The sequence below is a fragment of the Streptomyces sp. NPDC055632 genome, from assembly GCF_053618675.1.
This window is the reverse complement of the sequence record NZ_JBSHHY010000003.1, coordinates 42,707-67,542: the sequence shown is the minus strand read 5'-3', so window position 1 is coordinate 67,542 and position 24,836 is coordinate 42,707. Positions and strand designations below refer to the sequence as shown.

General features: G+C 68.4%; 32 protein-coding genes. 2 read left to right on the top strand and 30 right to left on the bottom strand.

Annotated features, from left to right (window positions below; genetic code table 11):
* Window positions 1-10 precede the first annotated feature (10 nt).
* The 26 genes from infA to gdhA form a co-directional block, all read right to left on the bottom strand.
* A complete protein-coding gene (gene infA, locus ACWGSR_RS05555; protein WP_003956442.1) occupies window positions 11-232 on the bottom strand; it encodes a translation initiation factor IF-1 in 222 nt (73 codons plus the stop codon).
* Between the two features lie 171 nt (window positions 233-403).
* Entirely contained in the window at window positions 404-1,255 is an 852-nt protein-coding gene (gene map / locus ACWGSR_RS05550) for a type I methionyl aminopeptidase (RefSeq protein WP_376232398.1), read from the bottom strand.
* Between the two features lie 98 nt (window positions 1,256-1,353).
* The gene (locus tag ACWGSR_RS05545; RefSeq protein WP_366371031.1) at window positions 1,354-2,001 is read right to left on the bottom strand and encodes an adenylate kinase; all 648 of its coding nucleotides are present in this window, start codon (window positions 1,999-2,001) and stop codon (window positions 1,354-1,356) included.
* Window positions 2,001-3,320, bottom strand: a complete 1,320-nt coding sequence (secY, locus tag ACWGSR_RS05540; protein ID WP_366371030.1) for a preprotein translocase subunit SecY — start codon at window positions 3,318-3,320, stop codon at window positions 2,001-2,003. Before secY ends, ACWGSR_RS05545 begins: the two co-directional genes overlap by 1 nt.
* Before the next feature lie 502 nt (window positions 3,321-3,822).
* Window positions 3,823-4,278: a 50S ribosomal protein L15 gene (rplO, locus tag ACWGSR_RS05535; protein ID WP_030687807.1), complete on the bottom strand. Its 456-nt coding sequence runs from the start codon at window positions 4,276-4,278 to the stop codon at window positions 3,823-3,825.
* 1 nt (window position 4,279) lies between these two features.
* Window positions 4,280-4,462, bottom strand: a complete 183-nt coding sequence (gene rpmD, locus ACWGSR_RS05530) for a 50S ribosomal protein L30 (protein ID WP_015035589.1) — start codon at window positions 4,460-4,462, stop codon at window positions 4,280-4,282.
* Complete coding sequence (rpsE, locus tag ACWGSR_RS05525) at window positions 4,462-5,064, bottom strand: 30S ribosomal protein S5 (RefSeq protein ID WP_015035588.1); 603 nt, start codon at window positions 5,062-5,064, stop codon at window positions 4,462-4,464. Before rpsE ends, rpmD begins: the two co-directional genes overlap by 1 nt.
* Window positions 5,065-5,110: 46 nt before the next feature.
* Window positions 5,111-5,494 carry a 50S ribosomal protein L18 gene (gene rplR / locus ACWGSR_RS05520; RefSeq protein ID WP_030209008.1) on the bottom strand — a complete coding sequence of 128 codons (384 nt, stop codon included), beginning with the start codon at window positions 5,492-5,494 and terminating at the stop codon, window positions 5,111-5,113.
* Window positions 5,495-5,498: 4 nt separating this feature from the next.
* A complete protein-coding gene (gene rplF / locus ACWGSR_RS05515) occupies window positions 5,499-6,038 on the bottom strand; it encodes a 50S ribosomal protein L6 (protein ID WP_376232402.1) in 540 nt (179 codons plus the stop codon).
* Window positions 6,039-6,059: 21 nt separating this feature from the next.
* Window positions 6,060-6,458, bottom strand: coding sequence for a 30S ribosomal protein S8 (gene rpsH / locus ACWGSR_RS05510; RefSeq protein ID WP_030209003.1), 399 nt, complete (start codon window positions 6,456-6,458; stop codon window positions 6,060-6,062).
* A 220-nt stretch (window positions 6,459-6,678) separates the two neighbouring features.
* Window positions 6,679-6,864 (bottom strand): type Z 30S ribosomal protein S14, encoded by a 186-nt coding sequence (locus ACWGSR_RS05505; RefSeq protein ID WP_003948630.1) that lies wholly within the window; start codon window positions 6,862-6,864, stop codon window positions 6,679-6,681.
* Between the two features lie 5 nt (window positions 6,865-6,869).
* On the bottom strand, window positions 6,870-7,427 hold the full coding sequence (rplE, locus tag ACWGSR_RS05500; protein ID WP_366372315.1) for a 50S ribosomal protein L5: 558 nt from the start codon (window positions 7,425-7,427) through the stop codon (window positions 6,870-6,872).
* Entirely contained in the window at window positions 7,424-7,735 is a 312-nt protein-coding gene (gene rplX, locus ACWGSR_RS05495) for a 50S ribosomal protein L24 (protein ID WP_030208998.1), read from the bottom strand. The genes rplE and rplX overlap by 4 nt, the downstream gene beginning before the upstream one ends.
* A 2-nt stretch (window positions 7,736-7,737) precedes the next feature.
* A complete protein-coding gene (rplN, locus tag ACWGSR_RS05490; protein WP_003956455.1) occupies window positions 7,738-8,106 on the bottom strand; it encodes a 50S ribosomal protein L14 in 369 nt (122 codons plus the stop codon).
* A gap of 97 nt (window positions 8,107-8,203) precedes the next feature.
* A complete protein-coding gene (gene rpsQ / locus ACWGSR_RS05485; RefSeq protein WP_053646167.1) occupies window positions 8,204-8,488 on the bottom strand; it encodes a 30S ribosomal protein S17 in 285 nt (94 codons plus the stop codon).
* Window positions 8,488-8,712: a 50S ribosomal protein L29 gene (gene rpmC / locus ACWGSR_RS05480; RefSeq protein WP_017239580.1), complete on the bottom strand. Its 225-nt coding sequence runs from the start codon at window positions 8,710-8,712 to the stop codon at window positions 8,488-8,490. Before rpmC ends, rpsQ begins: the two co-directional genes overlap by 1 nt.
* On the bottom strand, window positions 8,712-9,131 hold the full coding sequence (gene rplP, locus ACWGSR_RS05475) for a 50S ribosomal protein L16 (RefSeq protein WP_015035580.1): 420 nt from the start codon (window positions 9,129-9,131) through the stop codon (window positions 8,712-8,714). Before rplP ends, rpmC begins: the two co-directional genes overlap by 1 nt.
* A 5-nt stretch (window positions 9,132-9,136) precedes the next feature.
* Window positions 9,137-9,985: a 30S ribosomal protein S3 gene (gene rpsC, locus ACWGSR_RS05470; RefSeq protein WP_017239578.1), complete on the bottom strand. Its 849-nt coding sequence runs from the start codon at window positions 9,983-9,985 to the stop codon at window positions 9,137-9,139.
* Window positions 9,985-10,332, bottom strand: a complete 348-nt coding sequence (gene rplV, locus ACWGSR_RS05465) for a 50S ribosomal protein L22 (RefSeq protein ID WP_004571827.1) — start codon at window positions 10,330-10,332, stop codon at window positions 9,985-9,987. Before rplV ends, rpsC begins: the two co-directional genes overlap by 1 nt.
* Before the next feature lie 42 nt (window positions 10,333-10,374).
* Window positions 10,375-10,656 (bottom strand): 30S ribosomal protein S19, encoded by a 282-nt coding sequence (gene rpsS / locus ACWGSR_RS05460; RefSeq protein ID WP_015035577.1) that lies wholly within the window; start codon window positions 10,654-10,656, stop codon window positions 10,375-10,377.
* Window positions 10,657-10,668: 12 nt separating this feature from the next.
* Window positions 10,669-11,505: a 50S ribosomal protein L2 gene (rplB, locus tag ACWGSR_RS05455; protein ID WP_030208986.1), complete on the bottom strand. Its 837-nt coding sequence runs from the start codon at window positions 11,503-11,505 to the stop codon at window positions 10,669-10,671.
* Window positions 11,506-11,544: 39 nt separating this feature from the next.
* Window positions 11,545-11,868, bottom strand: coding sequence for a 50S ribosomal protein L23 (rplW, locus tag ACWGSR_RS05450; protein ID WP_030208983.1), 324 nt, complete (start codon window positions 11,866-11,868; stop codon window positions 11,545-11,547).
* Window positions 11,868-12,518: a 50S ribosomal protein L4 gene (gene rplD, locus ACWGSR_RS05445; RefSeq protein ID WP_376232404.1), complete on the bottom strand. Its 651-nt coding sequence runs from the start codon at window positions 12,516-12,518 to the stop codon at window positions 11,868-11,870. Before rplD ends, rplW begins: the two co-directional genes overlap by 1 nt.
* Before the next feature lie 7 nt (window positions 12,519-12,525).
* The gene (gene rplC, locus ACWGSR_RS05440) at window positions 12,526-13,170 is read right to left on the bottom strand and encodes a 50S ribosomal protein L3 (protein WP_376232406.1); all 645 of its coding nucleotides are present in this window, start codon (window positions 13,168-13,170) and stop codon (window positions 12,526-12,528) included.
* A 13-nt stretch (window positions 13,171-13,183) separates the two neighbouring features.
* A complete protein-coding gene (rpsJ, locus tag ACWGSR_RS05435; protein ID WP_003948644.1) occupies window positions 13,184-13,492 on the bottom strand; it encodes a 30S ribosomal protein S10 in 309 nt (102 codons plus the stop codon).
* A gap of 441 nt (window positions 13,493-13,933) precedes the next feature.
* The gene (gene gdhA / locus ACWGSR_RS05430; protein WP_376232408.1) at window positions 13,934-15,301 is read right to left on the bottom strand and encodes an NADP-specific glutamate dehydrogenase; all 1,368 of its coding nucleotides are present in this window, start codon (window positions 15,299-15,301) and stop codon (window positions 13,934-13,936) included.
* A gap of 307 nt (window positions 15,302-15,608) precedes the next feature.
* Here gdhA and ACWGSR_RS05425 point away from each other — a divergent pair, with 307 nt between their 5' ends.
* On the top strand, window positions 15,609-17,600 hold the full coding sequence (locus tag ACWGSR_RS05425; RefSeq protein ID WP_453563725.1) for a PIG-L family deacetylase: 1,992 nt from the start codon (window positions 15,609-15,611) through the stop codon (window positions 17,598-17,600).
* A gap of 122 nt (window positions 17,601-17,722) precedes the next feature.
* Here the strand turns inward: ACWGSR_RS05425 and tuf are convergent, their stop codons facing one another.
* From tuf to rpsL, 4 genes are all read right to left on the bottom strand, one after another.
* The gene (gene tuf, locus ACWGSR_RS05420) at window positions 17,723-18,916 is read right to left on the bottom strand and encodes an elongation factor Tu (protein WP_026058274.1); all 1,194 of its coding nucleotides are present in this window, start codon (window positions 18,914-18,916) and stop codon (window positions 17,723-17,725) included.
* A 151-nt stretch (window positions 18,917-19,067) separates the two neighbouring features.
* On the bottom strand, window positions 19,068-21,194 hold the full coding sequence (gene fusA / locus ACWGSR_RS05415; RefSeq protein ID WP_376232411.1) for an elongation factor G: 2,127 nt from the start codon (window positions 21,192-21,194) through the stop codon (window positions 19,068-19,070).
* Window positions 21,195-21,233: 39 nt separating this feature from the next.
* Window positions 21,234-21,704: a 30S ribosomal protein S7 gene (rpsG, locus tag ACWGSR_RS05410; RefSeq protein ID WP_015035567.1), complete on the bottom strand. Its 471-nt coding sequence runs from the start codon at window positions 21,702-21,704 to the stop codon at window positions 21,234-21,236.
* A gap of 2 nt (window positions 21,705-21,706) precedes the next feature.
* Entirely contained in the window at window positions 21,707-22,078 is a 372-nt protein-coding gene (gene rpsL, locus ACWGSR_RS05405) for a 30S ribosomal protein S12 (RefSeq protein WP_003948652.1), read from the bottom strand.
* 337 nt (window positions 22,079-22,415) lie between these two features.
* On the opposite strand from rpsL, the gene ACWGSR_RS05400 reads away from it, so the two are divergent.
* Complete coding sequence (locus ACWGSR_RS05400; protein WP_453563722.1) at window positions 22,416-24,830, top strand: YfhO family protein; 2,415 nt, start codon at window positions 22,416-22,418, stop codon at window positions 24,828-24,830.
* Window positions 24,831-24,836 lie beyond the last annotated feature (6 nt).

Sequence of the window (24,836 nt, the reverse complement as noted above, 5' to 3'; positions counted from 1 at the left end):
CGGGCAAGATCTACTTGTAGCGGTAGACGATCCGGCCACGCGTCAGGTCGTACGGAGAGAGCTCCACGACGACCCGGTCGTCCGGGAGGATTCGGATGTAGTGCATCCGCATCTTGCCGGAGATGTGCGCGAGGACCTTGTGACCGTTCTGGAGTTCCACCTTGAACATGGCGTTCGGGAGGGACTCGATCACGGTGCCCTCGATCTCGATGGCACCTTGCTTCTTGGCCACGCTTCGCCTTTCGAATCGGCTACCTTGATCGACTTTCGCCGCCCTGTGCGGACACACGGGTACACGAGAGCCGACGCATCAGTCTACGTCAGGCGCAAGCAAAAGACGAATCGGGAAGTCTGCCCACCCGAAATGATCCTTACGCAAGCCGCCGCACCGTAAAAAACGTACCTACGCCAGCGGGTCCGGCGCCGCCACGACGCCCAGCTCCGCCAGCTTCGCCTTCCCGCCGTCGACCGCCGTCAGGACGAGCGGACCCTCCTCCGTCACGGCCACGCTGTGCTCCCAGTGGGAGGACCAGGTGCCGTCCGTGGTGATGACGGTCCAGTCGTCCTTCAGGACCTCCGTGCGGGGGGTGCCCAGGGAGACCATCGGCTCGATCGCCAGGCAGAAGCCGGGGACCAGCTTCGGGCCCTTGCCGCGCTTGCGGGAGACGTAGTTCAGGAGGTGCGGGTCCATGTGCATCTCGGTGCCGATGCCGTGGCCGCCGTAGTCCTCGATGATCCCGTACCGGCCGAGGCTGTGGTCGCCGACCGCCGGCCGCGGCTGCCGCTTGATGTAGGTCTCGATCGCCTTCGAGACGTCGACCAGGCGGTTGCCCGTCTTCATGGCCGCGATGCCGGCCCACATCGACTCCTCGGTCACCCGGGAGAGCTCGACCAGCTCGGGCGCGTGGCCGGTGCCCACGAAGGCCGTGTAGGCCGCGTCGCCGTGCCAGCCGTCCACGATCGCGCCGCAGTCGATCGAGATGATGTCGCCGTCCTTGAGGACGGTCTTGTCGTCGGGGATGCCGTGGACGACGACCTCGTTCACCGAGGTGCAGATCGTCGCGGGGAACCCGCCGTACCCGAGGAAGTTCGACTTGGCCCCGTGGTCGGCGATGACCTTGCGCGCGACCTCGTCCAGGTCCCGGGTCGTGGCGCCCGGCACGGCCGCCTCGCGGGTCGCCGCGTGGATGGCGGCGACGACCAGCCCCGCCTCGCGCATCTTCGCGATCTGCTCGGGGGTCTTGATCTGCACCATCGTGGCCGGGGCCTTTCCACTGGGTAAAAGGGGGACGGAACAACGATACGGCCGCGGCGCCCCCGAGGGGCACCGCGGCCGTGTCGAACGAACCGGGGTTACTTCTTGAGCGCGTCCATCGCCTTGGCGGTGACCTCGTCCACCTTGCCGAGCGCCGAGATCGTCACGACCAGGTTCTGCGCCCGGTAGTAGTCGATGATCGGCTCGGTCTGGGTGTGGTAGACCTCCAGGCGCCGGCGGACGGTCCCCTCGGAGTCGTCGTCGCGCTGGTAGAGCTCGCCGCCGCAGACGTCGCAGACGCCCTCGGTCTTCGGCGCGTTGTACGTCACGTGGAAGACGTGCGCGCTGTCCTTGCGGCAGATGCGGCGGCCCGCGATCCGCTTCACGACCTCGTCCTCGGGGACCTCCAGGTCCAGGACCGCGTCGAGCTCCATGCCCTCGGCCTTCAGGACGGCGTCCAGCGCCTCGGCCTGAGCGACGTTCCGGGGGAACCCGTCGAGCAGGAAGCCGTTGACGGCGTCCGGCTGCTCCATGCGGTCCTTGGCCATCCCGATGGTCACCTCGTCGGGCACCAGGTCGCCGGCGTCCATGAACGCCTTGGCCTTGAGGCCCAGCTCCGTGCCCTGAGAGATGTTGGCGCGGAACAGATCACCCGTGGAGATGTGCGGGATGTCCAGGTTCTTGGCAAGGAACGCGGCCTGCGTGCCCTTGCCCGCACCGGGCGGTCCGACGAGGACGATTCGCATCAGCGGAGGAACCCTTCGTAATTGCGCTGCTGGAGCTGGCTCTCGATCTGCTTCACGGTCTCCAGCCCCACACCCACGATGATCAGGATGCTCGTCCCGCCGAAGGGGAAGTTGGCATTGGCGCCGCCGAAGCCTGCCAACGCCGTCGTCGGCACGAGAGCGATCAGACCCAAGTACAGCGAGCCCGGCCAAGTGATCCTGTTGAGCACGTAGCTCAGGTACTCGGCAGTAGGTCGACCGGCCCGGATACCCGGGATGAAGCCACCATACTTCTTCATGTTGTCGGCGACTTCCTCGGGGTTGAACGAGATCGCCACGTAGAAGAAGGCGAAGAACACGATCAGGAGGAAGTAGGTGGCGATGTAGTACGGGTGGTCGCCCTTGACGAAGTGGGCTTCGATCCAGGTCTTCCAGCCGGAGGTGGAGCTCGAGAACTGCGCCACGAGCGCCGGGATGTAGAGCAGCGACGACGCGAAGATGACAGGAATCACACCCGCCTGGTTCACCTTCAGCGGGATGTACGTGGACGTACCGCCGTAGGAGCGCCGGCCGATCATGCGCTTCGCGTACTGGACCGGGATGCGCCGCTGGGCCTGCTCGACGAAGACCACCAGGCCCACCATCACGAAGCCGATGAGGATGACGACGCCGAACTCGATCCAGCCGTCGGCCAGGGTGCCGCTCTCCTTGATGGCCCACAGGGCGCCCGGGAAGCCGGCGGCGATCGAGATGAACATCAGGATCGACATGCCGTTGCCGATGCCGCGGTCGGTGATCAGCTCACCGAGCCACATGACGGCGGCCGTGCCGGCGGTCATCGTGATGACCATGGTGGCGATGGTGAAGATCGACTGGTCGGGCACGACCTGGTCGGCGACGACGCAGCCGCTGAAGAGCGCGCCGCTCTTGGCGGTCGCGACGAGGCCGGTGCCCTGGAGGACGGCGAGGGCGATCGTCAGGTACCGGGTGTACTGCGTGATCTTGGCGGTACCGGACTGACCCTCCTTCTTGAGGGCCTCGAGGCGCGGGATCACGACGGTCAGCAGCTGCAGGATGATGCTCGCCGTGATGTACGGCATGATGCCGAGCGCGAAGATGGTGATCTGCAGCAGTGCCCCGCCACTGAACATGTTGACCAGGCCGAAGAGGCTGTTGTTGCCCTCGCTGGCCTGCTTGACACACTGCTGGACGGCCTCGTAGCTGACGCCGGGGACGGGGATGTGCGCCCCGAGCCGGTACAGCACGATGATGGCGAGCGTGAAGAGCAGCTTCTTGCGCAGGTCGGGCGTCTTGAACGCCCGGGCGAACGCGGTGAGCACGGTGCCTCCTGCGACCCCCGCGTTACGCGCGTGAGGGTGACGGTTTGTATTGGGAGCGAGTACAGAACACGGCAGCCGGACGCGAGGAGCGCAGACTGCCGGGGAAGCTAACAGCGGCTACCATACCCGGCCCCACAGTCAGCAGGAAACGTCTCGAGACACGTCGGCCCGGTACCGGTCACGGGCGGCGCCCCGGGTGTCCGGCATCGACTTCGGTGGGGCGTCCGTCCCGGCCGGGAGCGGCGAGGACGCGGCCCCTGCCCCCGGAAGAACGTTCGAGCGGTTCCGGCCCCACCAGCCGGGTCCGCGCCGCCCGCACCGAGTGGGCCGTCGACCGCTCCACGAGCCGTCTCCGGCGGAGGTGCCGGGCACGTCGGCGTACTGCCCGAGGGCCCTCTCCCGGGCGATCGCCCCGCCCGCGCGCAAAGCGCCCGCGCGCACAAAGAAGCCCGGCCGGCTCCCCGAAGGGAACCGGCCGGGCTCAGTGCTGTCGAACCGGAGCTCAGACGAGCTCGGTGACCGTGCCGCCGGCGGCGGCGATCTTCTCCTTGGCGGAGCCGGAGACGGCGTCGACCGTCACCTGCAGCGCCACGGAGACCTCGCCCTGGCCCAGGACCTTGACGAGCTGGTTCTTGCGAACGGCACCCTTGGCGACCAGATCGGCCACCGTGACCTCGCCACCCTGCGGGTAGAGCGCGGTGAGCTTGTCCAGGTTCACGACCTGGTACTCGGTGCGGAAGGGGTTCTTGAAGCCCTTCAGCTTCGGGAGGCGCATGTGGAGGGGCATCTGCCCACCCTCGAAGCGCTCCGGAACCTGGTAGCGGGCCTTCGTGCCCTTGGTACCACGACCGGCCGTCTTACCCTTCGACGCCTCACCACGACCGACACGGGTCTTCGCGGTCTTGGCGCCGGGGGCGGGACGGAGGTTGTGGGCCTTCAGCGGGTTGTTCTCCGCCATGTCAGTCAACCTCCTCGACCGTCACGAGGTGGCGGACGGTGTGCACCATGCCGCGGAACTCGGGGCGGTCCTCCTTGACAACCACGTCGTTGACCTTCTTGAGGCCGAGCGAGCGCAGGGTGTCGCGGTGGTTCTGCTTGCTGCCGATGTACGACTTCGTCTGCGTGACCTTGAGGCGAGCCATTACGCACCCGCCCCGGCACGCGCACGGAGCAGAGCCGCGGGAGCGACGTCCTCGAGGGGCAGACCGCGGCGGGCCGCGATCTCCTCGGGACGCTGCAGGCCCTTGAGGGCCTCCACGGTCGCGTGCACGATGTTGATCGCGTTGTCGGAGCCGAGCGACTTCGACAGGATGTCGTGAACGCCGGCGCACTCGAGCACGGCGCGCACCGGGCCACCGGCGATCACACCGGTACCGGGGGAAGCCGGCTTGAGCAGGACGACGCCCGCGGCCTTCTCGCCCTGGATCGGGTGAGGGATGGTGCCCTGGATGCGGGGAACCTTGAAGAAGTTCTTCTTGGCTTCCTCGACGCCCTTGGCGATGGCCGCGGGAACTTCCTTGGCCTTGCCGTAACCGACACCTACGGTGCCGTCACCGTCGCCCACCACGACCAGCGCGGTGAAGCTGAAGCGACGACCACCCTTGACAACCTTGGCGACGCGGTTGATCGCGACGACGCGCTCAACGTACGCGGTCTTCTCGGCGGCAGCGCCACCGTCGCGGCCCTTCCGGTCCCGCCGCTCGCCGCCACCGGCACCGCTTCCGCGGCGCTGGGGTCCAGCCATTTGGATTACCTCTCTCTGTTACGTCCGTTGGTCCCGGAACCGGGGCTCAGAACTTCAGCCCGGCTTCGCGGGCGGCGTCAGCCAGAGCGGCAATGCGCCCGGCGTACCTGTTGCCACCACGGTCGAACACGACAGCCTCGACGCCGGCGGCCTTGGCGCGCTCGGCGACCAGGGAACCGACCTGCTTGGCCTTCGCGGACTTGTCGCCCTCGCCACCGCGGATCGACGCGTCCAGGGTCGACGCCGACGCAAGGGTGTGACCCTTGAGGTCGTCGATGACCTGAGCGGTGATGCCGCGGTTGGAACGCGTCACGACGAGGCGCGGACGCTCCGCCGTACCCGACACGTTCTTGCGGATGCGGATGTGGCGGCGCTTCTTGGCGGCGCCCTTGTAGGCGTCGCCCTTGGCGATCTTCACACCGTATGCCATGGCTTTACTTACCAGCCTTTCCGACCTTGCGGCGGATGACCTCGCCCGCGTACTTGACGCCCTTGGCCTTGTACGGGTCGGGCTTGCGCAGCTTGCGGATGTTGGCGGCGACCTCGCCGACCTTCTGCTTGTCGATGCCCTCGACCGAGAACTTGGTCGGCGACTCGACCTTGAACGAGATGCCCTCGGGCGCCTCGACCAGGATCGGGTGGCTGTAACCGAGCTGGAACTCCAGGCTGGAGCCCTTCGCGGCGACGCGGTAACCGACACCGCTGATCTCGAGCGCCTTGACGTAACCCTGGGTCACACCGGTGATCATGTTGGCCACCAGCGTGCGGGACAGGCCGTGGAGGGCCTTGTTCTGACGCTCGTCGTTCGGACGGTTGACGTTGAGCACGCCATCCTCGCCCTTAACGATCTCGATCGGAGCGGCGACGGTGTGGCTCAGGGTGCCCTTGGAACCCTTGACCGTGACCGTGCGGCCATCGATGGTGACGTCCACGCCGGCGGGAACCTGGATAGGCAGCTTGCCAATACGCGACATTAGCTATTCCTCCGTTCCCGACTACCAGACGTAGGCGAGGACTTCCCCACCTACGCCCTTCTTGCCTGCCTGCTGGCCGGTCAGGAGACCGTGGGACGTGGAGATGATCGCCACGCCCAGGCCGCCGAGGACCTTCGGCAGGTTGGTGGACTTCGCGTAAACCCGGAGACCGGGCTTCGAGATCCGCTTGATGCCCGCGATGGAGCGCTCACGGTTCGGACCGAACTTGAGCTCGAGGACGAGGTTCTTGCCGACCTCGGCGTCCTCGACCTTCCAGCCCGTGATGAAGCCCTCCTGCTGGAGGATTTCCGCGATGTGAGACTTGATCTTGCTGTGCGGCATCGTCACGGTGTCGTGGTATGCCGAGTTCGCGTTACGCAGACGAGTCAGCATGTCCGCGATCGGATCAGTCATGGTCATGAATTGGCCTTCGGCCTCTCTCGCCGGGGTTTCCAGTGCGCCATCCCTCTCCCCACACAGGGGCGGGACGGGTGCGGCGCGGGGACCTACGGCGTAGTAAGTCGTACGGGCGGCGGACGCCCAACCCCACCAGCCTACGGCATGACGGGGGTGGGCCTCCGCCGACCCAATGCTTACCGAGAGACTCCGGAACTCCTGACACCCAAAGGGTGAAAGGGAGTTACCAGGAGCTCTTGGTCACGCCCGGCAGCTCGCCACGGTGAGCCATCTCACGGAGGCACACGCGGCACAGGCCGAACTTGCGGTACACGGAGTGGGGACGACCACAGCGCTGGCAGCGCGTGTAGCCGCGCACGCCGAACTTGGGCTTGCGGGCAGCCTTCGCGATGAGAGCCTTCTTCGCCATCTCGCTTACGCCTCCTTGAACGGGAAGCCGAGGTGACGCAGAAGGGCACGGCCCTCGTCGTCGTTGGTCGCCGTGGTCACCACGGTGATGTCCATACCCCGGACACGGTCGATCTTGTCCTGGTCGATCTCGTGGAACATGACCTGCTCCGTGAGACCGAAGGTGTAGTTGCCACGGCCGTCGAACTGCTTGGGGGACAGGCCGCGGAAGTCGCGGATGCGCGGGAGCGCGAGCGACAGGGTGCGGTCCAGGAACTCCCACATGCGGTCGCCACGGAGCGTGACGTGGGCGCCGATCGGCTGGCCCTCGCGGAGCTTGAACTGCGCGATGGACTTGCGGGCCTTCGTGACGGCCGGCTTCTGACCGGTGATCGTCGTGAGGTCGCGGATCGCGCCGTCGATCAGCTTCGAGTCACGGGCGGCGTCGCCGACACCCATGTTGACCACGATCTTCACGAGGCCGGGGATCTGCATGACGTTCTCGTACGAGAACTCGTCGCGCAGCTTGCCCGCGATCTCCTCGCGGTACTTCGTCTTGAGACGCGGAGTGGTGGTAGCCATCAGATGTCCTCACCCGTCCGCTTGGCAACGCGGATCTTGTTGCCCTCGTCGTCGAAGCGGTAACCGACACGCGTGACGACCTTCTTGCCGTCCTTCTCCACGACGAGCTGAACGTTGCTCACGTGGATCGGGGCCTCGGTCGTCACGATGCCGCCGGCCTGCGAGGGGCCGGCCTTGGTGTGCTTCTTGACCCGGTTGACACCCTCGACGAGGACGCGGTTCTCGCGGGGGAAGGCCGTGACGACCTTGCCCTGCTTGCCCTTGTCCTTACCGGTGATGACCTGGACCAGGTCGCCCTTCTTGATCTTCATGCTTACAGCACCTCCGGCGCGAGCGAGATGATCTTCATGAACTTCTTCTCGCGCAGCTCACGGCCGACCGGGCCGAAGATACGGGTGCCACGAGGGTCGCCGTCGTTCTTGAGAATGACAGCGGCGTTCTCGTCGAAGCGGATGTACGAGCCGTCCTGGCGGCGGCGCTCCTTGACGGTGCGAACGATGACCGCCTTGACGACGTCACCCTTCTTCACGTTGCCACCGGGGATCGCGTCCTTGACGGTGGCGACGATGACGTCACCGATGCCCGCGTAGCGGCGACCCGAGCCACCGAGAACACGGATGCAAAGGATCTCCTTGGCACCAGTGTTGTCGGCGACACGCAGTCGCGACTCCTGCTGGATCACGTCTATCTCCTGATTGTCTGCCGGTTCCCGGCCGGGGCTTCAGCAGAAGTCCCGGCCGAGCCTGGCGGAACTGACCCGAGGGAAACCCCTCGAGTAATTACTTGGCCTTCTCGAGGATCTCGACGACGCGCCAGTGCTTCGTCGACGACAGCTTCCGGGTCTCCATCAGGAGGACGCGGTCGCCGATGCCGGCAGCGTTCTGCTCGTCGTGAGCCTTGAGCTTGTTCGTACGGCGGATGACCTTGCCGTACAGCGCGTGCTTGACGCGGTCCTCGACAGCGACGACGACGGTCTTGTCCATCTTGTCGCTGACGACGAGGCCCTCGCGGACCTTGCGAGCGTTGCGCTCGGTCTTCTGCTCAGTCACGTTGCTCTCGCTCATCAGGCGTTCTCCACCGTCTCGATGCCCAGCTCGCGCTCACGCATCAGGGTGTAGATCCGGGCGATGTCCTTACGGACGGACTTGAGCCGACCGTGGTTCTCGAGCTGGCCCGTCGCCGCCTGGAAGCGGAGGTTGAACAGCTCTTCCTTGGCCTCGCGGAGCTTGTTGAGAAGCTCCTCGTTGCCCAGCTCGCGCAGCTCGGACGCCTTGGTACCGGCCGACATCACAGCTCACCTGCTTCGCGCTTCACGATCTTGCACTTCATCGGCAGCTTGTGGGCCGCACGGGTCAGGGCCTCGCGCGCGATCTTCTCGTTCGGGTAGGACAGTTCGAACATCACCCGACCCGGCTTGACGTTCGCGATCCACCACTCCGGAGAACCCTTACCGGAACCCATGCGGGTCTCGGCGGGCTTCTTCGTCAGCGGGCGGTCCGGGTAGATGTTGATCCAGACCTTGCCGCCACGCTTGATGTGGCGGGTCATCGCGATACGGGCCGCCTCGATCTGGCGGTTGGTCACGTACGCCGGCGTGAGGGCCTGGATGCCGTACTCGCCGAACGCGACCTGCGTACCACCCTTGCTCATGCCCGAGCGCTTGGGGTGGTGCTGCTTGCGGTGCTTGACCCTACGGGGGATCAGCATGACGGTCAGGCCTCCGTTCCGGTGCTCTCAGCCGGAGCGGCAGCGGCGGCGGGAGCGTCGGCCTTGGGGGCCTCGGCAGCCGGCGCGGACTGCTGCTGCGGCTTGCGGCCGCGGCCGCCACGCTCGCCACCGCGGCCACCACGGCCGGCGGGACGGTCGCCAGCGCCGGCACCACGGGCCGGGCGGTTGCCCGCACGGGCCGCGGCGTTCTCGGCGCGGACCTCGGCGATGTTCTTGACGTCGCCCTTGTAGATCCAGACCTTCACGCCGATGCGGCCGAAGGTCGTCTTGGCCTCGAAGAAGCCGTAGTCGACGTTCGCGCGGAGCGTGTGCAGGGGCACGCGGCCCTCGCGGTAGAACTCCGAGCGGGACATCTCAGCGCCGCCGAGACGACCGCCGCACTGGATCTTGATGCCCTTGGCGCCGGCCTTCATGGTGCCCTGCATGCTCTTGCGCATGGCACGGCGGAAGGAGACGCGGGAGGAGAGCTGCTCGGCGACGGCCTGGGCGACCAGCTGGGCGTCCATCTCGGGGTTCTTGACCTCGAGGATGTTCAGCTGGACCTGCTTGCCCGTCAGCTTCTCGAGGTCGCCGCGGATGCGGTCGGCCTCGGCGCCGCGGCGGCCGATGACGATGCCGGGACGCGCGGTGTGGATGTCCACACGCACACGGTCACGGGTGCGCTCGATCTCCACCTTCGAGATGCCGGCGCGCTCCATGCCGGACGTCATCATCCGACGGATGGCGACGTCTTCCTTGACGTAGTCCTTGTACAGCTTGTCGGCGTACCAGCGGGACTTGAAGTCCGTGGTGATGCCGAGCCGGAACCCATGCGGGTTAACCTTCTGGCCCATTACCGGGTTCCTTCCTTGCTGCTGACGACCACGGTGATGTGGCTGGTCCGCTTACGGATCCGGTAGGCACGGCCCTGGGCACGCGGACGGAACCGCTTCAGGGTCGGGCCCTCATCCACGTACGCCTCGCTGATGACCAGCGAAGAGGCGTCCGTGTGGTCGTAGTTGTGCGCGGCGTTGGCGATGGCGCTGTCCAGCACCTTGCCAACCGGCACGCTCGCGGCCTGCGGGGCGAAACGCAGGACCGCCTGAGCCTCCGTGGCGTCCATGCCACGGATAAGGTCCACCACGCGGCGGGCCTTCATGGGCGTGACGCGGATGTACCGCGCCTGGGCCCTGGCTTCCATGGTTGTCCTTCCAGTGTCTGTCATGGTCATTCCACCCCGCTACTAGCGGCGCTTCGACTTCCGGTCGTCCTTCACGTGACCCCGGAAGGTGCGCGTCGGCGAGAACTCGCCGAGCTTGTGGCCGACCATCGACTCGGTGACAAACACCGGAATGTGGGTCTTGCCGTTGTGCACCGCGATCGTGTGGCCGAGCATGGCCGGGATGATCATCGAGCGACGGGACCAGGTCTTGATGACGTTCTTGGTACCGGCTTCGTTCTGGGCGTCCACCTTCTTGACGAGGTGGCCGTCGACGAAGGGTCCCTTCTTGAGACTGCGCGGCATCTAAACCCGCTCCTAGCGCTTCTTGTTCGTCTTGCGGCGGCGGACGATGTACTTGTTCGAAGCCTTCTTCGGCGAACGAGTACGACCCTCCTTCTGACCCCACGGGGAGACCGGGTGGCGACCACCGGAGGTCTTGCCCTCACCACCACCGTGCGGGTGGTCGACCGGGTTCATCGCCACACCGCGGACGGTCGGGCGAACACCCAGCCAGCGCTTACGGCCGGCCTTGCCCCAGTTGATGTTCGACTGCTCGGCGTTGCCGACCTCGCCGATGGTGGCGCGGCAGCGGGCGTCGACCAGACGGATCTCGCCGGAGGGCATGCGGAGGTGGGCCATCGTGCCCTCCTTCGCCAGCAGCTGCACCGAGGCACCGGCGGAGCGCGCGAACTTGGCGCCGCCACCGGGACGGAGCTCGATCGCGTGGATCGTGGTACCGACCGGGATGTTGCGGAGCGCCAGGTTGTTGCCGGGCTTGATGTCCGCGCCGGGGCCGTTCTCGACGCGGTCACCCTGCGTCAGACCCTTGGGGGCGATGATGTAGCGCTTCTCGCCGTCCACGTAGTGGAGCAGCGCGATGCGCGCGGTGCGGTTGGGGTCGTACTCGATGTGAGCGACCTTGGCCGGCACGCCGTCCTTGTCGTGACGACGGAAGTCGATCACGCGGTAGGCGCGCTTGTGGCCACCGCCCTGGTGACGGACGGTCACACGACCGGTGTTGTTACGGCCGCCCTTGCTGTGCAGGGGGCGGACCAGCGACTTCTCCGGCGTGGACCGCGTGATCTCGACGAAGTCGGCTACGGAGGAGCCACGACGGCCCGGCGTAGTCGGCTTGTACTTGCGGATACCCATTTCTCAGTCCTCGTCCGATATCGGACGACTCGACCGCCGTCAGGCGGTCGGGCCGCCGAAGATGTCGATTCGGTTGCCCTCAGCAAGGGTCACGATGGCGCGCTTGGTGTTGGCGCGCTTGCCGAAACCGGTGCGGGTGCGCTTGCGCTTGCCCTGGCGGTTGATCGTGTTGACCCCGGTGACCTTGACCGAGAAGACCGCCTCGACGGCCTGCTTGATCTGGGTCTTGTTCGAGCCGGGCGCGACGATGAACGTGTACTTGTTCTCGTCGAGCAGGGCGTAGCTCTTCTCCGAGACGACCGGCTTGACGAGGATGTCACGCGGGTCCGAGAAGGTCTTGCTGGTGACGACGGCCTCGCTCATCAGGCGTCGCTCCCTTCGGTCTCAGCGGTCTGGGGGCCAGACACGAAGGACTCGAGGGCGGCCTTGGTGAAGACCACGTCGTCGGAGACGATCACGTCGTACGTGTTGAGCTGGCCCGGCTCCAGGATGTGCACCTGGGGCAGGTTACGAGCGGACAGCCACGCGGCCTCGTCGGAGCGCTCGGCGACCAGGAGCAGGTTCTTGCGCTCCGAGATCTTGCCGAACAGCGTCCTGGCGGCCTTGGTGGAGACCTCACCCTCGACCACGCCGGTGACGACGTGGATGCGGGAGTGCGTGGCCCGGTCCGAGAGGGCACCGCGGAGGGCGGCGGCCTTCATCTTCTTCGGGGTCCGCTGCGAGTAGTCACGCGGCTGCGGGCCGTGGACGACGCCACCACCGGCGAACTGCGGGGCGCGGGTCGAACCCTGACGGGCGCGGCCGGTGCCCTTCTGGCGGTAAGGCTTCTTGCCACCACCGCGGACTTCGCCACGGGTCTTGGTCTTGTGCGTGCCCTGACGGGCCGCGGCCAGCTGCGCGACGACGACCTGGTGGATCAGCGGGACGCTGACCTTGGCGCCGAAGATCTCCGCGGGGAGCTCGACGGTCCCGGCCTTGTCGCCTGCCGGCGAAAGGATGTCAATGGTGCTCATCGGTTCCTCAAACCCCCTTGGCCGCGGTGCGGACCAGGACGAGGCCACCGTTCGGGCCGGGGACCGCGCCCTTGATGAGCAGCAGACCCTTCTCGGCGTCAACGGCGTGGACGGTCAGGTTCTGGGTGGTCACACGCTCGTTGCCCATGCGACCAGCCATCTTCATGCCCTTGAAGACACGGCCCGGGGTGGCGCAGCCACCGATGGAACCGGGCTTGCGGTGCACGCGGTGGGCACCGTGCGACGCCTTGCCACCACGGAAGTTGTGGCGCTTCATGACACCGGCGAAGCCCTTGCCCTTGCTCTTCGCGGTGACGTCGACCTTCACGCCGGCCTCGAAGACCTCGGCGGTGATCTCCTGGCCGAGCGTGTACTCGGAGGCGTCAGCGGTGCGGAGCTCCACCAGGTGGCGGCGCGGGGTGACGTCGGCCTTGGCGAAGTGACCCTTGAGGGGCTTGTTCACCTTGCGCGGGTCGATCTCGCCGAAGGCGATCTGGACCGACTCGTAGCCGTCGCTGTCGTTCGTGCGGACCTGGGTCACGACATTCGGGCCGGCCTTGACGACGGTCACCGGGACGACCCGGTTGTTCTCGTCCCAGACCTGCGTCATGCCGAGCTTCTCGCCCAGGATGCCCTTGATGTTCTTAGCCATCTCGCGCGTCACCTCAGAGCTTGATCTCGATGTCGACGCCCGCCGGCAGGTCGAGACGCATGAGCGAGTCGACCGTCTTCGGCGTGGGGTCGAGGATGTCGATGAGGCGCTTGTGCGTGCGCATCTCGAAGTGCTCGCGCGAGTCCTTGTACTTGTGCGGCGACTTGATGACGCAGTACACGTTCTTCTCAGTGGGCAGCGGCACCGGGCCCGCGACCGACGCACCAGTGCGGGTCACCGTCTCGACGATCTTCTTCGCCGAGGAGTCGATGACCTCGTGGTCGTAGGCCTTGAGCCGGATGCGGATCTTCTGTCCCGCCATGGCTACTAGTAGTCCTTTGTCTCGTAACGCTCTGGCACTCGGGGGTTCTCACGACCCCGCCTCCGACCCACGCGGTCGGGCGTGTCGCGCTCCCTCTACGCAGAAGTCCCTGAGGACTTCCCAACCAAGGGGGCGCGGTCCCGAGAACCGCGAGCCGGGGGCAGAACACCCACCGAGCGCCTGGCCGGTACCCCGCTGACGCTTCCCAGAAGATTCCCGTACGTCCGCCCCTGACGAGGGGCGACGAGTACTGTGGGACTCGCTTCCGGTCCTCCCGACGGGAGGCGCGCAGCATCGGCACTCAACCGAGCAACCCCGACAGTCTGCCACACCGGGCCATCCCGCCGCCAATCGGGGTCGAAGACTGTACCCCACGTCACGTAGACCCATGCGCCGGGGCGCACGCGCCGAAGCCGTGCGCCCCTCCATCGGCCCCGGGGATCAGATGACGCCCTGCGCCAGCATCGCCTCCGCGACCCGCTCGAAGCCCGCGATGTTGGCCCCCGTGACGTAGTCGCCCGGAGCGCCGTACCGCTCGGCCGTCTCGTGGCAGGCGGTGTGGATCGAGGTCATGATCCCGGCGAGCTCCGCCTCCACCTTCTCCGCGCTCCAGGACGTGCGGGAGTGGTTCTGGGCCATCTCCAGGGCGCTGACGGCGACGCCGCCCGCGTTGGCGGCCTTGCCCGGGCCGAAGGCGACGCCGGCCCGCTGGAGCAGGTGCACCGCCTCCGCCGTGGTGGGCATGTTGGCGCCCTCGGCGACGGCCTTCACGCCGTTGCGGACCAGGGTCGCCGCGTCGTCCTCGTCGAGCTCGTTCTGCGTCGCGGACGGCAGGGCGACGTCGGCGGGGACCTCCCAGACCCGGCCGCCGGGCACGAAGCGCGCGGAGGCGCCCCGGCGCTCGGCGTAGTCGGCGACCCGGCCGCGCTCGACCTCCTTGATCCGCTTGAGCAGGGCGAGGTCGATGCCCTTGTCGTCGTACACGTAACCGCTGGAGTCGGAGCAGGTGAGCGGGTTGGCGCCGAGGGCGAGCAGCTTCTCGATCGTGTACAGCGCCACGTTGCCGGAGCCGGAGACGACGGCCGTCTGGCCCTCCAGGTCCTCGCCGCGCTCGCGGAGCATCGCCGCCGCGAAGAGCACGCTGCCGTAGCCGGTGGCCTCCGGGCGGATCGCGGAGCCGCCCCAGCCGGTGCCCTTGCCGGTGAGGACGCCGGCCTCCCAGCGGTTGGTGATCCGCCGGTACTGGCCGAAGAGGTAGCCGATCTCCCGGCCGCCGACGCCGATGTCACCGGCCGGCACGTCGGTGTGCTCGCCGAGGTGCCGGTACAGCTCGGTCATGAACGACTGGCAGAACCGCATGACCTCGGCGTCGCTGCGCCCGTGCGGGTCGAAGTCGCTGCCGCCCTTGCCGCCGCCGATGCCGAGCCCGGTCAGGGCGTTCTTGAAGATCTGCTCGAAGCCGAGGAACTTGACGATGCCCAGGTTCACGGAGGGGTGGAAGCGCAGGCCGCCCTTGTACGGGCCGAGGGCGCTGTTGAACTCGACGCGGAAGCCCCGGTTGACGTGCGTCCGGCCCCGGTCGTCCTGCCACGACACCCGGAAGACGATCTGCCGCTCGGGCTCCACGAGCCGCTCCAGGAGCCCGGGTTCGGCGAACTCGGGGCGGGCCGCGAGCACCGGGGCGAGGGTGTCGAGCACCTCGTGGACGGCCTGGTGGAACTCGGGCTGCGCCGGGTTGCGGCGCTCGATCTCGGCGCGGAGGGCGTCGAGGGTGGCGCGGGCGGTCTGCGGGTCGGGTCGGTTCGGCACGTGGAACCCCCTTCTGGCACGGCTGTACGCCGGCGGAGAACCGGGTGGGAGCGCTCGGCGCCGTTGCCGCGCGCGGGGAGGGACGGACGGCCGCTCCGGGACTCCGTCGTCCCCGCCGCCGCGCCCACTGTTACATCCATGTGAATGCAAGCACCAGTAAGCGGACGCCCGGGTCCGCCATCCGAGACGGTCGCGGACCCTCCGTACGCCCGTCCCCTCCCCCGGCGCGCACCCCCCTCTCGCACGCGCACAACCCCTTCGCACAGATTTCCGTCTTCCAGGGGACCGACGAGCGAAGGGCCCCGCAGTGCAGCACACCCGACCCCCCAGACGGGCGGTGCTCGCCACCGCCCTCGCCGTCACCGCGGCCGCCGCCGGGTGCTCCGTACCGGAGCCGCGCCGGAGCGCGCCGACCGCCGACCCGGCGCCGGGGAAGCCGATCGCCTCGGCACGGGCCGACCGGGCGCTCCTGATGCAGTTCGCCGCGCACCCGGACGACGACCTGTACTTCATGAACCCCGACTCGCAGCGGCTGCTCGACGCGGGCGTCCCGCTCGTCTCCGTGTACGTGACGGCCGGCGAGCACAACGGCGTGAACCGCGTCGCGGGGATGCCCGGGACGCCCCCGGACCCGGCCGCCTACTCCGCCGCCCGCCACCAGGGCCTGCGCCAGTCGTACGCGGCGGCGCTCGGCCTGCCGCTGTTCACGCCGTGGCGGCGGAAGGCCCTGGACCTCCCCGGCGGCCGGCGGGCCGAGGTCGACGTCCTCGCGCACGGCGGGCGCCGGGTCGAGCTGGTCTTCCTCAACCTGCCGATGCACACCCCCCGCCGGTACATGGCCCTGCCCGCGCTCTGGGAGGACCGCGCCCTGGAGCTGCGGACCCACCTGTCCGCCGGCTCCCCCGTCACCCGGGTGGACACCTACGACTACGACGGCCTCGTCGGCGTCCTCGCCGGGCTGCTCGCCCGCTACCGGCCCACGGTGGTGCACACCCTGGACCCCGACCCGGACGTCCAGCACAGCGACGAGGCCACCCGGCGGCGGGACTCCGAGCAGCCGGGCCACTCCGACCACGGGGACCACACGGCGGTCGCCTGCTTCACCTGGGCGGCGCTGTGCCGCCGGGTCTCGGACGCGGTCCGGGACGGCGAGCCGATACCGGCGTTCACGACGACGGCCTTCCGCGGCTACTACAACCGCCACTGGCCCAAGAACCTCCCGCCGAAGGTCCTGGAGGAGAAGGCCGCCCGCCTCGTCCCGTACGGCGGTGACCCCTCCTGGAAGTGCGGCAACCCCTCGGGCTGCGGCGACTACGGCGTCGGCGGCGACCGCCCGCTGACCAACCGCAAGGGCTGGGTCCGCTCCACCCACCACCGCTGGCCCGGCGCCCGCCCGGCCCTCGCCGAGGAGCCGGACGGCCGGCTCGCGGCGTACGGGGTCCTGGGCCTGCGCGCGGTCCGCCGGCGCGAGTCGGCCCCCGGCAGCGGCGTCTGGGGCGAGCCGGAGGACCTCGGCGGCGGCCCGCTCGCCCCGGCGCTCGGCTCGGCGGTCCTCCCCGACGGCCGGGTGCTGCTCCTCGGGGTGCGGTTCGCCGCGCTCGACGGGCACGGCGGCGCCAACCGCCGCGAGGTCGTCCTCCTCGAACAGCGGTCCCCCGGCGGCCCGTTCCTCGCCTGGCGGAGCCTGGGGAACCCGGAGCGCGGGGACGACCGGGGGCGCCGGCTCGGCTCCCCGGTGGCCGTCGCGGCCCCCGACGGCCGGGTCCACCTCTTCGTGCGGAACGCGGACAAGCGCCTCTCGACCCGGGTCCGGGCGGCGGACGGCTCCTGGAGCCCGTGGCGGACGCTCCCCGGGGAGGCCGAGGTCCAGGACGGCCCGGCCGTCTCGGTGGACGCGGCGGGCCGGATCCACGTGTACGCGGCGGGCCGGGAGTCCGTACGGCACTGGGTGGACGGGCGGGAGCGGACGGAGCGGCTGCCGCTCTCCGGGTCCGCGGTGGCGAACGCGGACGGCGAGCTGTTCCACCGGCCGCCGGCGGACGCCCGGCTGCTCGGCCCGGACGGGGACACCGGTCTCGACGGGTACGGGGAGGTGGTCGCCGCGCGTTCGTCGGCGCTCGGCACCGTCCTGCTCGGCACCGACCCGCGCGGCCGGACGGCGGTGCGGACCGGGGGCCGGACCCTCGTCCGTACGGCGGGGGGCGCGGCGGCGGCCCCGGCCGCGCTGCACCTGGGGGCGCGGGGGGCGACCGTGGTGGGGCTCGGCGCGGACGGCCGGCCCTGGAGCTGGAAACCGTAGAAGCCCCGGGAACGCGAGCCAGGGAACGCAAGCCCGGGAACGCGAAGAAGCCCCGCACCTTCCGGTGCGGGGCTTCTCCCTACTGCTCAGCGGCTCCTGCGAGCCACCAGGTCAGCGCAAGATCAGGCAGTGATCTTGACGACCTGGCCGGCGCCGACGGTCCGGCCACCCTCACGGATGGCGAACTTGAGGCCCTCCTCCATGGCGATGGGCTGGATCAGCTCAACGCTCATGGCGGTGTTGTCGCCCGGCATGACCATCTCGGTGCCCTCGGGGAGGGTCACGACGCCGGTCACGTCCGTGGTACGGAAGTAGAACTGCGGGCGGTAGTTGTTGAAGAACGGGGTGTGACGGCCACCCTCGTCCTTCGACAGGATGTAGGCCTGGGCCTCGAAGTTGGTGTGCGGCGTGACCGAGCCCGGCTTGATGATGACCTGGCCGCGCTCGACGTCCTCGCGCTTGATGCCACGGAGGAGCAGACCGACGTTCTCACCGGCCTGGCCCTCGTCGAGCAGCTTGCGGAACATCTCGATGCCGGTGACCGTGGTGGTGGTCTTCTCGGTCTTGATGCCGATGATGTCGACGGTCTCGTTGACCTTGAGGATGCCGCGCTCGATACGACCGGTGACGACGGTGCCACGACCGGTGATCGTGAAGACGTCCTCGATCGGCATCAGGAACGGCTTGTCGACGTCACGCTCGGGCTGCGGGATGGACTCGTCCACCGCGTGCATGAGGCCGAGGAGCTTCTCGCCCCACTCCTTGTCGCCCTCGAGCGCCTTGAGCGCCGAGACGCGGACGACCGGCAGGTCGTCGCCCGGGAACTCGTACTCGGAGAGGAGCTCACGCACCTCGAGCTCGACGAGCTCCAGGATCTCCTCGTCGTCCACCATGTCGGCCTTGTTCAGGGCGACGACGATGTACGGAACGCCGACCTGGCGGGCCAGGAGCACGTGCTCCTTGGTCTGCGGCATCGGGCCGTCGGTGGCGGCGACCACGAGGATGGCGCCGTCCATCTGCGCGGCACCCGTGATCATGTTCTTGATGTAGTCCGCGTGACCGGGGCAGTCGACGTGGGCGTAGTGACGCGACTCGGTCTGGTACTCGACGTGCGCGATCGAGATGGTGATACCGCGCTGGCGCTCCTCGGGAGCCTTGTCGATCTGGTCGAAGGCCGAGGCCTCGTTCAGGTCCGGGTACGCGTCGTGCAGCACCTTGGTAATGGCGGCCGTGAGGGTCGTCTTACCGTGGTCGATGTGACCGATGGTGCCGATGTTGACGTGCGGCTTAGTCCGCTCGAACTTCGCCTTCGCCACGGGGGTCCTCCTGGAGAGTGGTTCTGTACGCCTTACTCATCGGCGCCAGGTGATCTTTGCTGGGATGCCATCCGCCGGGGCCCGGTTCCTCGGGTCTCGGGGGCCGAGCCCCGGCGTCTGGTGTCAAGCCTAAAGCGTGAACTCGGGAGAGTTACTCGCCCTTGGCCTTCGCGATGATCTCCTCGGCGACGTTCCGGGGAACCTCGGCGTAGGAGTCGAACTGCATCGAGTAGCTTGCGCGACCCGAGGTCTTGCTGCGGAGGTCTCCGACGTAGCCGAACATCTCCGAAAGGGGCACGAGGCCCTTCACGACGCGAGCGCCGCTGCGCTCCTCCATGGCCTGGATCTGGCCACGGCGGGAGTTGATGTCGCCGATGACCTCACCCATGTAGTCCTCGGGCGTGGTGACCTCGACGGACATCATGGGCTCGAGGATGACCGGCGAAGCCTTCCGCGCGGCCTCCTTGAAGGCCTGCGAACCGGCGATCTTGAACGCGAGCTCGGAGGAGTCGACCTCGTGGTAGCCACCGTCGAGAAGAATGACGCGGACGCCGGTCATCTCGTAGCCGGCCAGGATGCCGAACTGCATGGCCTCCTGCGCACCCGCGTCGACCGAAGGGATGTACTCCTTCGGGATGCGGCCACCGGTGACCTTGTTCACGAACTCGTAGGAGGCGTCGCCACCCTCGATGGGCTCGATCGCGATCTGCACCTTGGCGAACTGACCGGTACCACCGGTCTGCTTCTTGTGGGTGTAGTCCACGCGCTCGACGGTCTTGCGGATCGTCTCGCGGTACGCGACCTGCGGCTTGCCGACGTTCGCCTCGACCTTGAACTCGCGACGCATGCGGTCGACGAGGATGTCGAGGTGGAGCTCGCCCATGCCACCGATGATGGTCTGGCCGGTCTCCTCGTCCGAGTGGACCTGGAAGGAGGGGTCCTCCTCCGCGAGACGCTGGATGGCGACACCCAGCTTCTCCTGGTCACCCTTGGACTTGGGCTCGATGGCGACCTGGATGACCGGCGCCGGGAAGTCCATGGACTCCAGGATCACCGGGTTCTTCTCGTCGCACAGCGTCTCACCGGTGGTGGTCTGCTTGAGGCCCATGACGGCGACGATGTCGCCGGCGCCCACCGAGTCGATCTCCTCACGCTTGTTCGCGTGCATGCGGTAGATCTTGCCGATGCGCTCCTTCTTGCCCTTGACGGAGTTCAGCACCGCGGTGCCGGCCTCCAGGCGACCGGAGTAGATCCGGACGAAGGTGAGCTTGCCGAGGTGCGGGTCGCTCGCGATCTTGAACGCGAGGGCCGACAGCGGCTCGTCGTCGGACGGCTTGCGCTTGACGACGACCTCGGGGTCCTTGACGTCCTGGCCCTCGATGGCCTCGACGTCCAGGGGCGAGGGGAGGTAGCGCACGACCGCGTCGAGCAGGGGCTGGACGCCCTTGTTCTTGAACGCGGTGCCGCAGAACACGGGGGTGACCGTGGTCTCGCCGCCCTTGCCGGAGGCGATGGTGATGCGACGGACAGCCGCGTACAGCTGCTCCTCGGTGGGCTCGACGCCCTCGAGGAAGAGCTCCATGAGCTCCTCGTCGTTCTCCGCGACGGTCTCGACCAGCTTGCCGCGGTACTCCTCGGCCAGCTCGGTCAGCTCGGCCGGGATGTCGACGACGTCGTACATCTCGCCCTTGCTGGCCTCGGCGGACCAGACGAGCGCCTTCATGCGGACCAGGTCGACGACGCCCTGGAAGTCGGCCTCGGCACCGATCGGGAGCTGCATGACGATCGGGGTGGCGCCGAGGCGGCCCACGATCATGTCGACGCAGCGCAGGAAGTCGGCGCCGGTGCGGTCGAGCTTGTTGACGAAGCAGATGCGCGGAACGCCGTAGCGGTCCGCCTGACGCCAGACGGTCTCGGACTGGGGCTCGACGCCGGCCACACCGTCGAACACGGTGACAGCACCGTCGAGCACGCGCAGCGAACGCTCCACCTCGACGGTGAAGTCGACGTGGCCCGGCGTGTCGATGATGTTGATCGTGTGATCGACATTCTCGAGCGGCCAGTGGCAGGTCGTCGCGGCGGACGTGATCGTGATGCCGCGCTCCTGCTCCTGCTCCATCCAGTCCATCGTGGCAGCGCCGTCGTGGACTTCACCGATCTTGTACGAGACGCCGGTGTAGAACAGGATCCGCTCGGTGGTGGTCGTCTTGCCCGCGTCGATGTGCGCCATGATGCCGATGTTGCGCACCTTGGCAAGGTCAAGCGAAGTGGTAGCCATATCGGCTCAGTCTTCTCTCGGTCTCGATGTGGGTTGCGACTACCAGCGGTAGTGCGCGAAGGCCTTGTTGGACTCGGCCATCTTGTGCGTGTCCTCACGCTTCTTGACGGCAGCACCGAGGCCGTTCGAGGCGTCGAGGAGCTCGTTCATGAGGCGCTCGGTCATGGTCTTCTCGCGACGGGCGCGGGAGTAGCCGACGAGCCAGCGGAGGGCGAGCGTGGACGCGCGGCCCGGCTTGACCTCGATCGGCACCTGGTAGGTGGCGCCACCGACACGGCGGGACTTGACCTCGAGGGCCGGCTTGACGTTCTCCAGCGCGCGCTTCAGCGTGATGACCGGGTCCTGGCCGGTCTTCTCGCGAAGACCCTCCATGGCGCCGTACACGATGCGCTCGGCGGTGGAACGCTTGCCGTCCAGCAGGATCTTGTTGATCAGCGAGGTGACAAGAGGAGAGCTGTAGACCGGGTCGATGATGACCGGGCGCTTCGGGGCGGGGCCCTTACGAGGCATTCTTACTTCTCCTTCTTGGCGCCGTAGCGGCTGCGAGCCTGCTTACGGTTCTTGACGCCCTGCGTGTCGAGGGAACCGCGGATGATCTTGTAGCGAACACCCGGCAGGTCCTTCACACGGCCACCGCGCACGAGCACGATGGAGTGCTCCTGCAGGTTGTGACCCTCACCCGGGATGTAGGCCGTGACCTCGATGCCGGAGGTCAGACGCACACGCGCGACCTTACGGAGGGCCGAGTTCGGCTTCTTCGGGGTGGTCGTGAACACACGCGTGCAGACGCCGCGACGCTGAGGGGAACCCTCGAGTGCGGGCGTCTTGTTCTTCTCGACCTTGTCCTGCCGGCCCTTGCGGACCAGCTGCTGGATCGTAGGCACTACTTCTCCGGTTTCTGTGTGCCGTCGGTAAAACTAACCTGGAACATTCACCGACCCACGCGGTCGGGTGTGTCGAATCCCGCGGACCCCCGCCGAGGGCGGGAAAAAGCGCGGATCACGGTGGCCGGTACGGAACTCGCCGTGCGGTTGAGGACACGCACACGAGCCCAGGCACACCCCAGGCACAAGGCTTGAGCGTACCTATCGCACGGACTCCGGTCAAAACAAATGCCCAGAGGCCCCCGCGGGCACGGCCCCGGGCGCCCCGTCGGGCTCTCAGGACCGCCACCTAAACTGTCCGAACGAGCCATCGTATCGAGTTTCAGGGAGCCACACATTGGCGAGCCGGATCAAACGGCTGTACGCCCCCCTGCTCGCCTTCGCCCTCACCTCCGTAGCGTTCTGCACGGCATGGGCGCTGCGCGGCACCTTCCCCTTCGGGAACACCGGGCGGGCCATCAACGACCAGGCCAACCAGTACATCCCCTTCCACCGGGCGCTCTGGGACCTGGTGCACGGGCAGGCCGCCGGTGACGCGCTGTTCACCTGGCGGGGGGCCTTCGGGCAGCAGTTCCTGTCCGACTACTACACCTACCTGGGCAACCCGTTCTCCTGGCTGGTGACCCTGGTGCCGCGGGCCCACGTGGACCTGGTGGTCTTCGCGGTCTCCCCGCTGACCATGGGCCTGGCCGCCGCGCTGATGGCCGTCTACCTGGGCCGGCTGGTGCCGGGCCCCTGGTGGCAGCGGGGCGTGCTCGGCGCGGCGTACGGACTGTGCGGGTGGGCGCTCAGCGACGCCTCGTACATCCCGATGTGGCTGTGGGGCCTGGTCGCGCTCCCCATGCTGGGGATCGCCGTCGAGTGGTGCCTGGAACAGCGCCGCTGGCCGGCCGTCGCCCTGCTGGTGACGCTGGCCTGGGTGGGCAACTTCTACACCGCGATGATGGCGACGATGGCGGCCTGCGTGCTGCTGGGCATCCGCCTGATCACCCGGGACATGACCGGTGAGCAGCGGCTGCGCGCCGTGTTCCGGGCCGCCACCGCGGCCGCCACCGGCATCCTCCTCACCCTGCCGCTGCTGCTCCCCTCCTTCCTCTCCAGCGGCGCGGCCCAGCCCACCAGGGCCGCCGAGTTCGACCCGCAGCGGCTGGACGTCTTCCTCACCGGGATGCTGCCCGCCACCCACCTCTGGGGCGGCCGGCCGAGGCTCTACATCGCCTCCCTGGGCCTGATCCTGGCGCTCTCCTTCCTGATGAACTCCGCGATCGCGAAGAAGACCCGGCTGGTGTGGGGGCTGGCCGTGGTGCTGGTGGCGGCCTCGTTCCAGTTCCCGCCGACCCAGTACGTCTGGCACGGCCTGGCGGTCCCGAACGGCAACCCGTACCGCGAGGCCTTCGTGTTCAGCGGGATGCTGGTGATCCTGGCCTGGATGGCGCTGGCCCACCGCCCGCGCCCGCTGCACCTGGCGATCGCGACGGGCGTGATCGTCGTGGCCACCTTCCTGCTCAGGAACACCGACGACTTCTCGGTGGAGACCTGGTACGCGGTCCTGGGCGGCGGCGCGCTGTCGCTGCTCGCGCTGCTCCTGCTGCGCGCGGGCGAACACCGCCGCGTGCTGATCCCGGTGGCCGCCGTGCTGATGGCCGGCGTGGTCTTCGCCGAGTCCGCCCTGTCCGCCTTCAACGCGGACGAGAAGCGGGTCCGGGAGCGGTGGGCCACGCCGGCCGTCACGTCGAACAAGTCGATCGCCGACCACTTCGACGCCGTCCGCTCCGTGGACGGCTGGCCCGCCTACCGGACCGACTCGGGGAAGCCGCAGACCTCGTACAACGACGCGCTGGCCCTCCAGGCGGAGGGTCCGCAGTACTACAGCAGCTACCTGCCCGAGACCACCTTCCGGGCCCTGGAGCCGCTGGGCTACGGCTACAAGAACGACGGCCGCACCTTCTTCGGCGCCGACAATCCCGTCCTGGACGCCATCTTCTCCATCGGCGCCCGGGTCTCCCCGGTCCCCGGCGAGAAGAACGCCTGGGCCGGCCGGACCTTCCCCGCGCCCCCGCTGGTGACCGTCCGGAACGCCCCCTTCACGTCCCCCGCCCCCGCCGGCAGCGTCTGGGCCCACCAGGAGGACGTCCTGGGCAGTGCCGTGTACGAGGTGCCCCGCACGACCCCCGGCGGCACCGCGACCGCACGGACGTACACCGCGTCCTGCCGTCCCGGCACCGAGGCCTACTGGTACTCCCCCGCCCTCAACGGCACGCTCACCACCGCCGACACCCGTCTGCGCCTCGAAGACCGCCTCACCGGGGTCCTCAAGCTCGGCCCGGTCCCGGCGGACGGCACCGTCCGGGCCACCGTCAAGACCAAGAGCGACGCCCGGGCGCCGGAGCACCCCATCGGCTGCCTGAACCGCCCCGCCCTCGACAAGGCCGTCCAGGGCCTCACCGCCACCGGAGCCACCGGGGTGAAGGCCGGCGGCCACACCATCGAGGCCACCCTGCCCGCGGGCAGTGAAGGGACCGCGGTGTTCGCCATGACCGACGTCCCCGGCTGGCAGTGCTCGGCCCCCCGGCAGGAGTTCCACGGCCTGGTGGCCCTGGACCTCTCCCCCGGCACCGGGAAGGTCTCCTGCACCTTCACGCCCAAGGGCCTCCTGCCCGGTCTGGCCGCCGCCGCCCTGGCCCTCCTCACCCTGGTCACCGTCACGGTGGTCTCCCGCCGCCGGGCCCGCGCGCACGAACCGGCGGAGTGACCTCCT

Bases quoted from the DNA above. Each gene is read 5' to 3' on its own strand.
- map (WP_376232398.1), bottom strand. From the start codon at position 1,255: ATGGTGCAGATCAAGACCCCCGAGCAGATCGCGAAGATGCGCGAGGCG.
- rpsG (WP_015035567.1), bottom strand. From the start codon at position 21,704: ATGCCTCGTAAGGGCCCCGCCCCGAAGCGCCCGGTCATCATCGACCCG.
- rplR (WP_030209008.1), bottom strand. From the start codon at position 5,494: ATGGCATACGGTGTGAAGATCGCCAAGGGCGACGCCTACAAGGGCGCC.
- rplD (WP_376232404.1), bottom strand. From the start codon at position 12,518: ATGAGCACCATTGACATCCTTTCGCCGGCAGGCGACAAGGCCGGGACC.
- rpsJ (WP_003948644.1), bottom strand. From the start codon at position 13,492: ATGGCGGGACAGAAGATCCGCATCCGGCTCAAGGCCTACGACCACGAG.
- rplV (WP_004571827.1), bottom strand. From the start codon at position 10,332: ATGGAAGCCAGGGCCCAGGCGCGGTACATCCGCGTCACGCCCATGAAG.
- rplB (WP_030208986.1), bottom strand. From the start codon at position 11,505: ATGGGTATCCGCAAGTACAAGCCGACTACGCCGGGCCGTCGTGGCTCC.
- rplP (WP_015035580.1), bottom strand. From the start codon at position 9,131: ATGCTGATCCCCCGTAGGGTCAAGCACCGCAAGCAGCACCACCCCAAG.
- rplC (WP_376232406.1), bottom strand. From the start codon at position 13,170: ATGGCTAAGAACATCAAGGGCATCCTGGGCGAGAAGCTCGGCATGACG.
- rpsC (WP_017239578.1), bottom strand. From the start codon at position 9,985: ATGGGCCAGAAGGTTAACCCGCATGGGTTCCGGCTCGGCATCACCACG.
- rpsQ (WP_053646167.1), bottom strand. From the start codon at position 8,488: ATGAGCGAGAGCAACGTGACTGAGCAGAAGACCGAGCGCAACGCTCGC.
- ACWGSR_RS05545 (WP_366371031.1), bottom strand. From the start codon at position 2,001: ATGCGAATCGTCCTCGTCGGACCGCCCGGTGCGGGCAAGGGCACGCAG.
- rpsE (WP_015035588.1), bottom strand. From the start codon at position 5,064: ATGGCTGGACCCCAGCGCCGCGGAAGCGGTGCCGGTGGCGGCGAGCGG.
- rplO (WP_030687807.1), bottom strand. From the start codon at position 4,278: ATGGCGGAGAACAACCCGCTGAAGGCCCACAACCTCCGTCCCGCCCCC.
- rpmC (WP_017239580.1), bottom strand. From the start codon at position 8,712: ATGTCGGCCGGTACCAAGGCGTCCGAGCTGCGCGAGCTGGGCAACGAG.
- ACWGSR_RS05505 (WP_003948630.1), bottom strand. From the start codon at position 6,864: ATGGCGAAGAAGGCTCTCATCGCGAAGGCTGCCCGCAAGCCCAAGTTC.
- rpsS (WP_015035577.1), bottom strand. From the start codon at position 10,656: ATGCCGCGCAGTCTCAAGAAGGGACCCTTCGTCGACGGCCACCTCGTC.
- rpsH (WP_030209003.1), bottom strand. From the start codon at position 6,458: ATGACCATGACTGATCCGATCGCGGACATGCTGACTCGTCTGCGTAAC.
- rpmD (WP_015035589.1), bottom strand. From the start codon at position 4,462: ATGGCTCGCCTCAAGGTCACGCAGACGAAGTCGTACATCGGCAGCAAG.
- rplW (WP_030208983.1), bottom strand. From the start codon at position 11,868: ATGAGCGAGGCCGTCGTCACCAGCAAGACCTTCTCGGACCCGCGTGAC.
- rplF (WP_376232402.1), bottom strand. From the start codon at position 6,038: ATGTCGCGTATTGGCAAGCTGCCTATCCAGGTTCCCGCCGGCGTGGAC.
- fusA (WP_376232411.1), bottom strand. From the start codon at position 21,194: ATGGCTACCACTTCGCTTGACCTTGCCAAGGTGCGCAACATCGGCATC.
- rplX (WP_030208998.1), bottom strand. From the start codon at position 7,735: ATGAAGATCAAGAAGGGCGACCTGGTCCAGGTCATCACCGGTAAGGAC.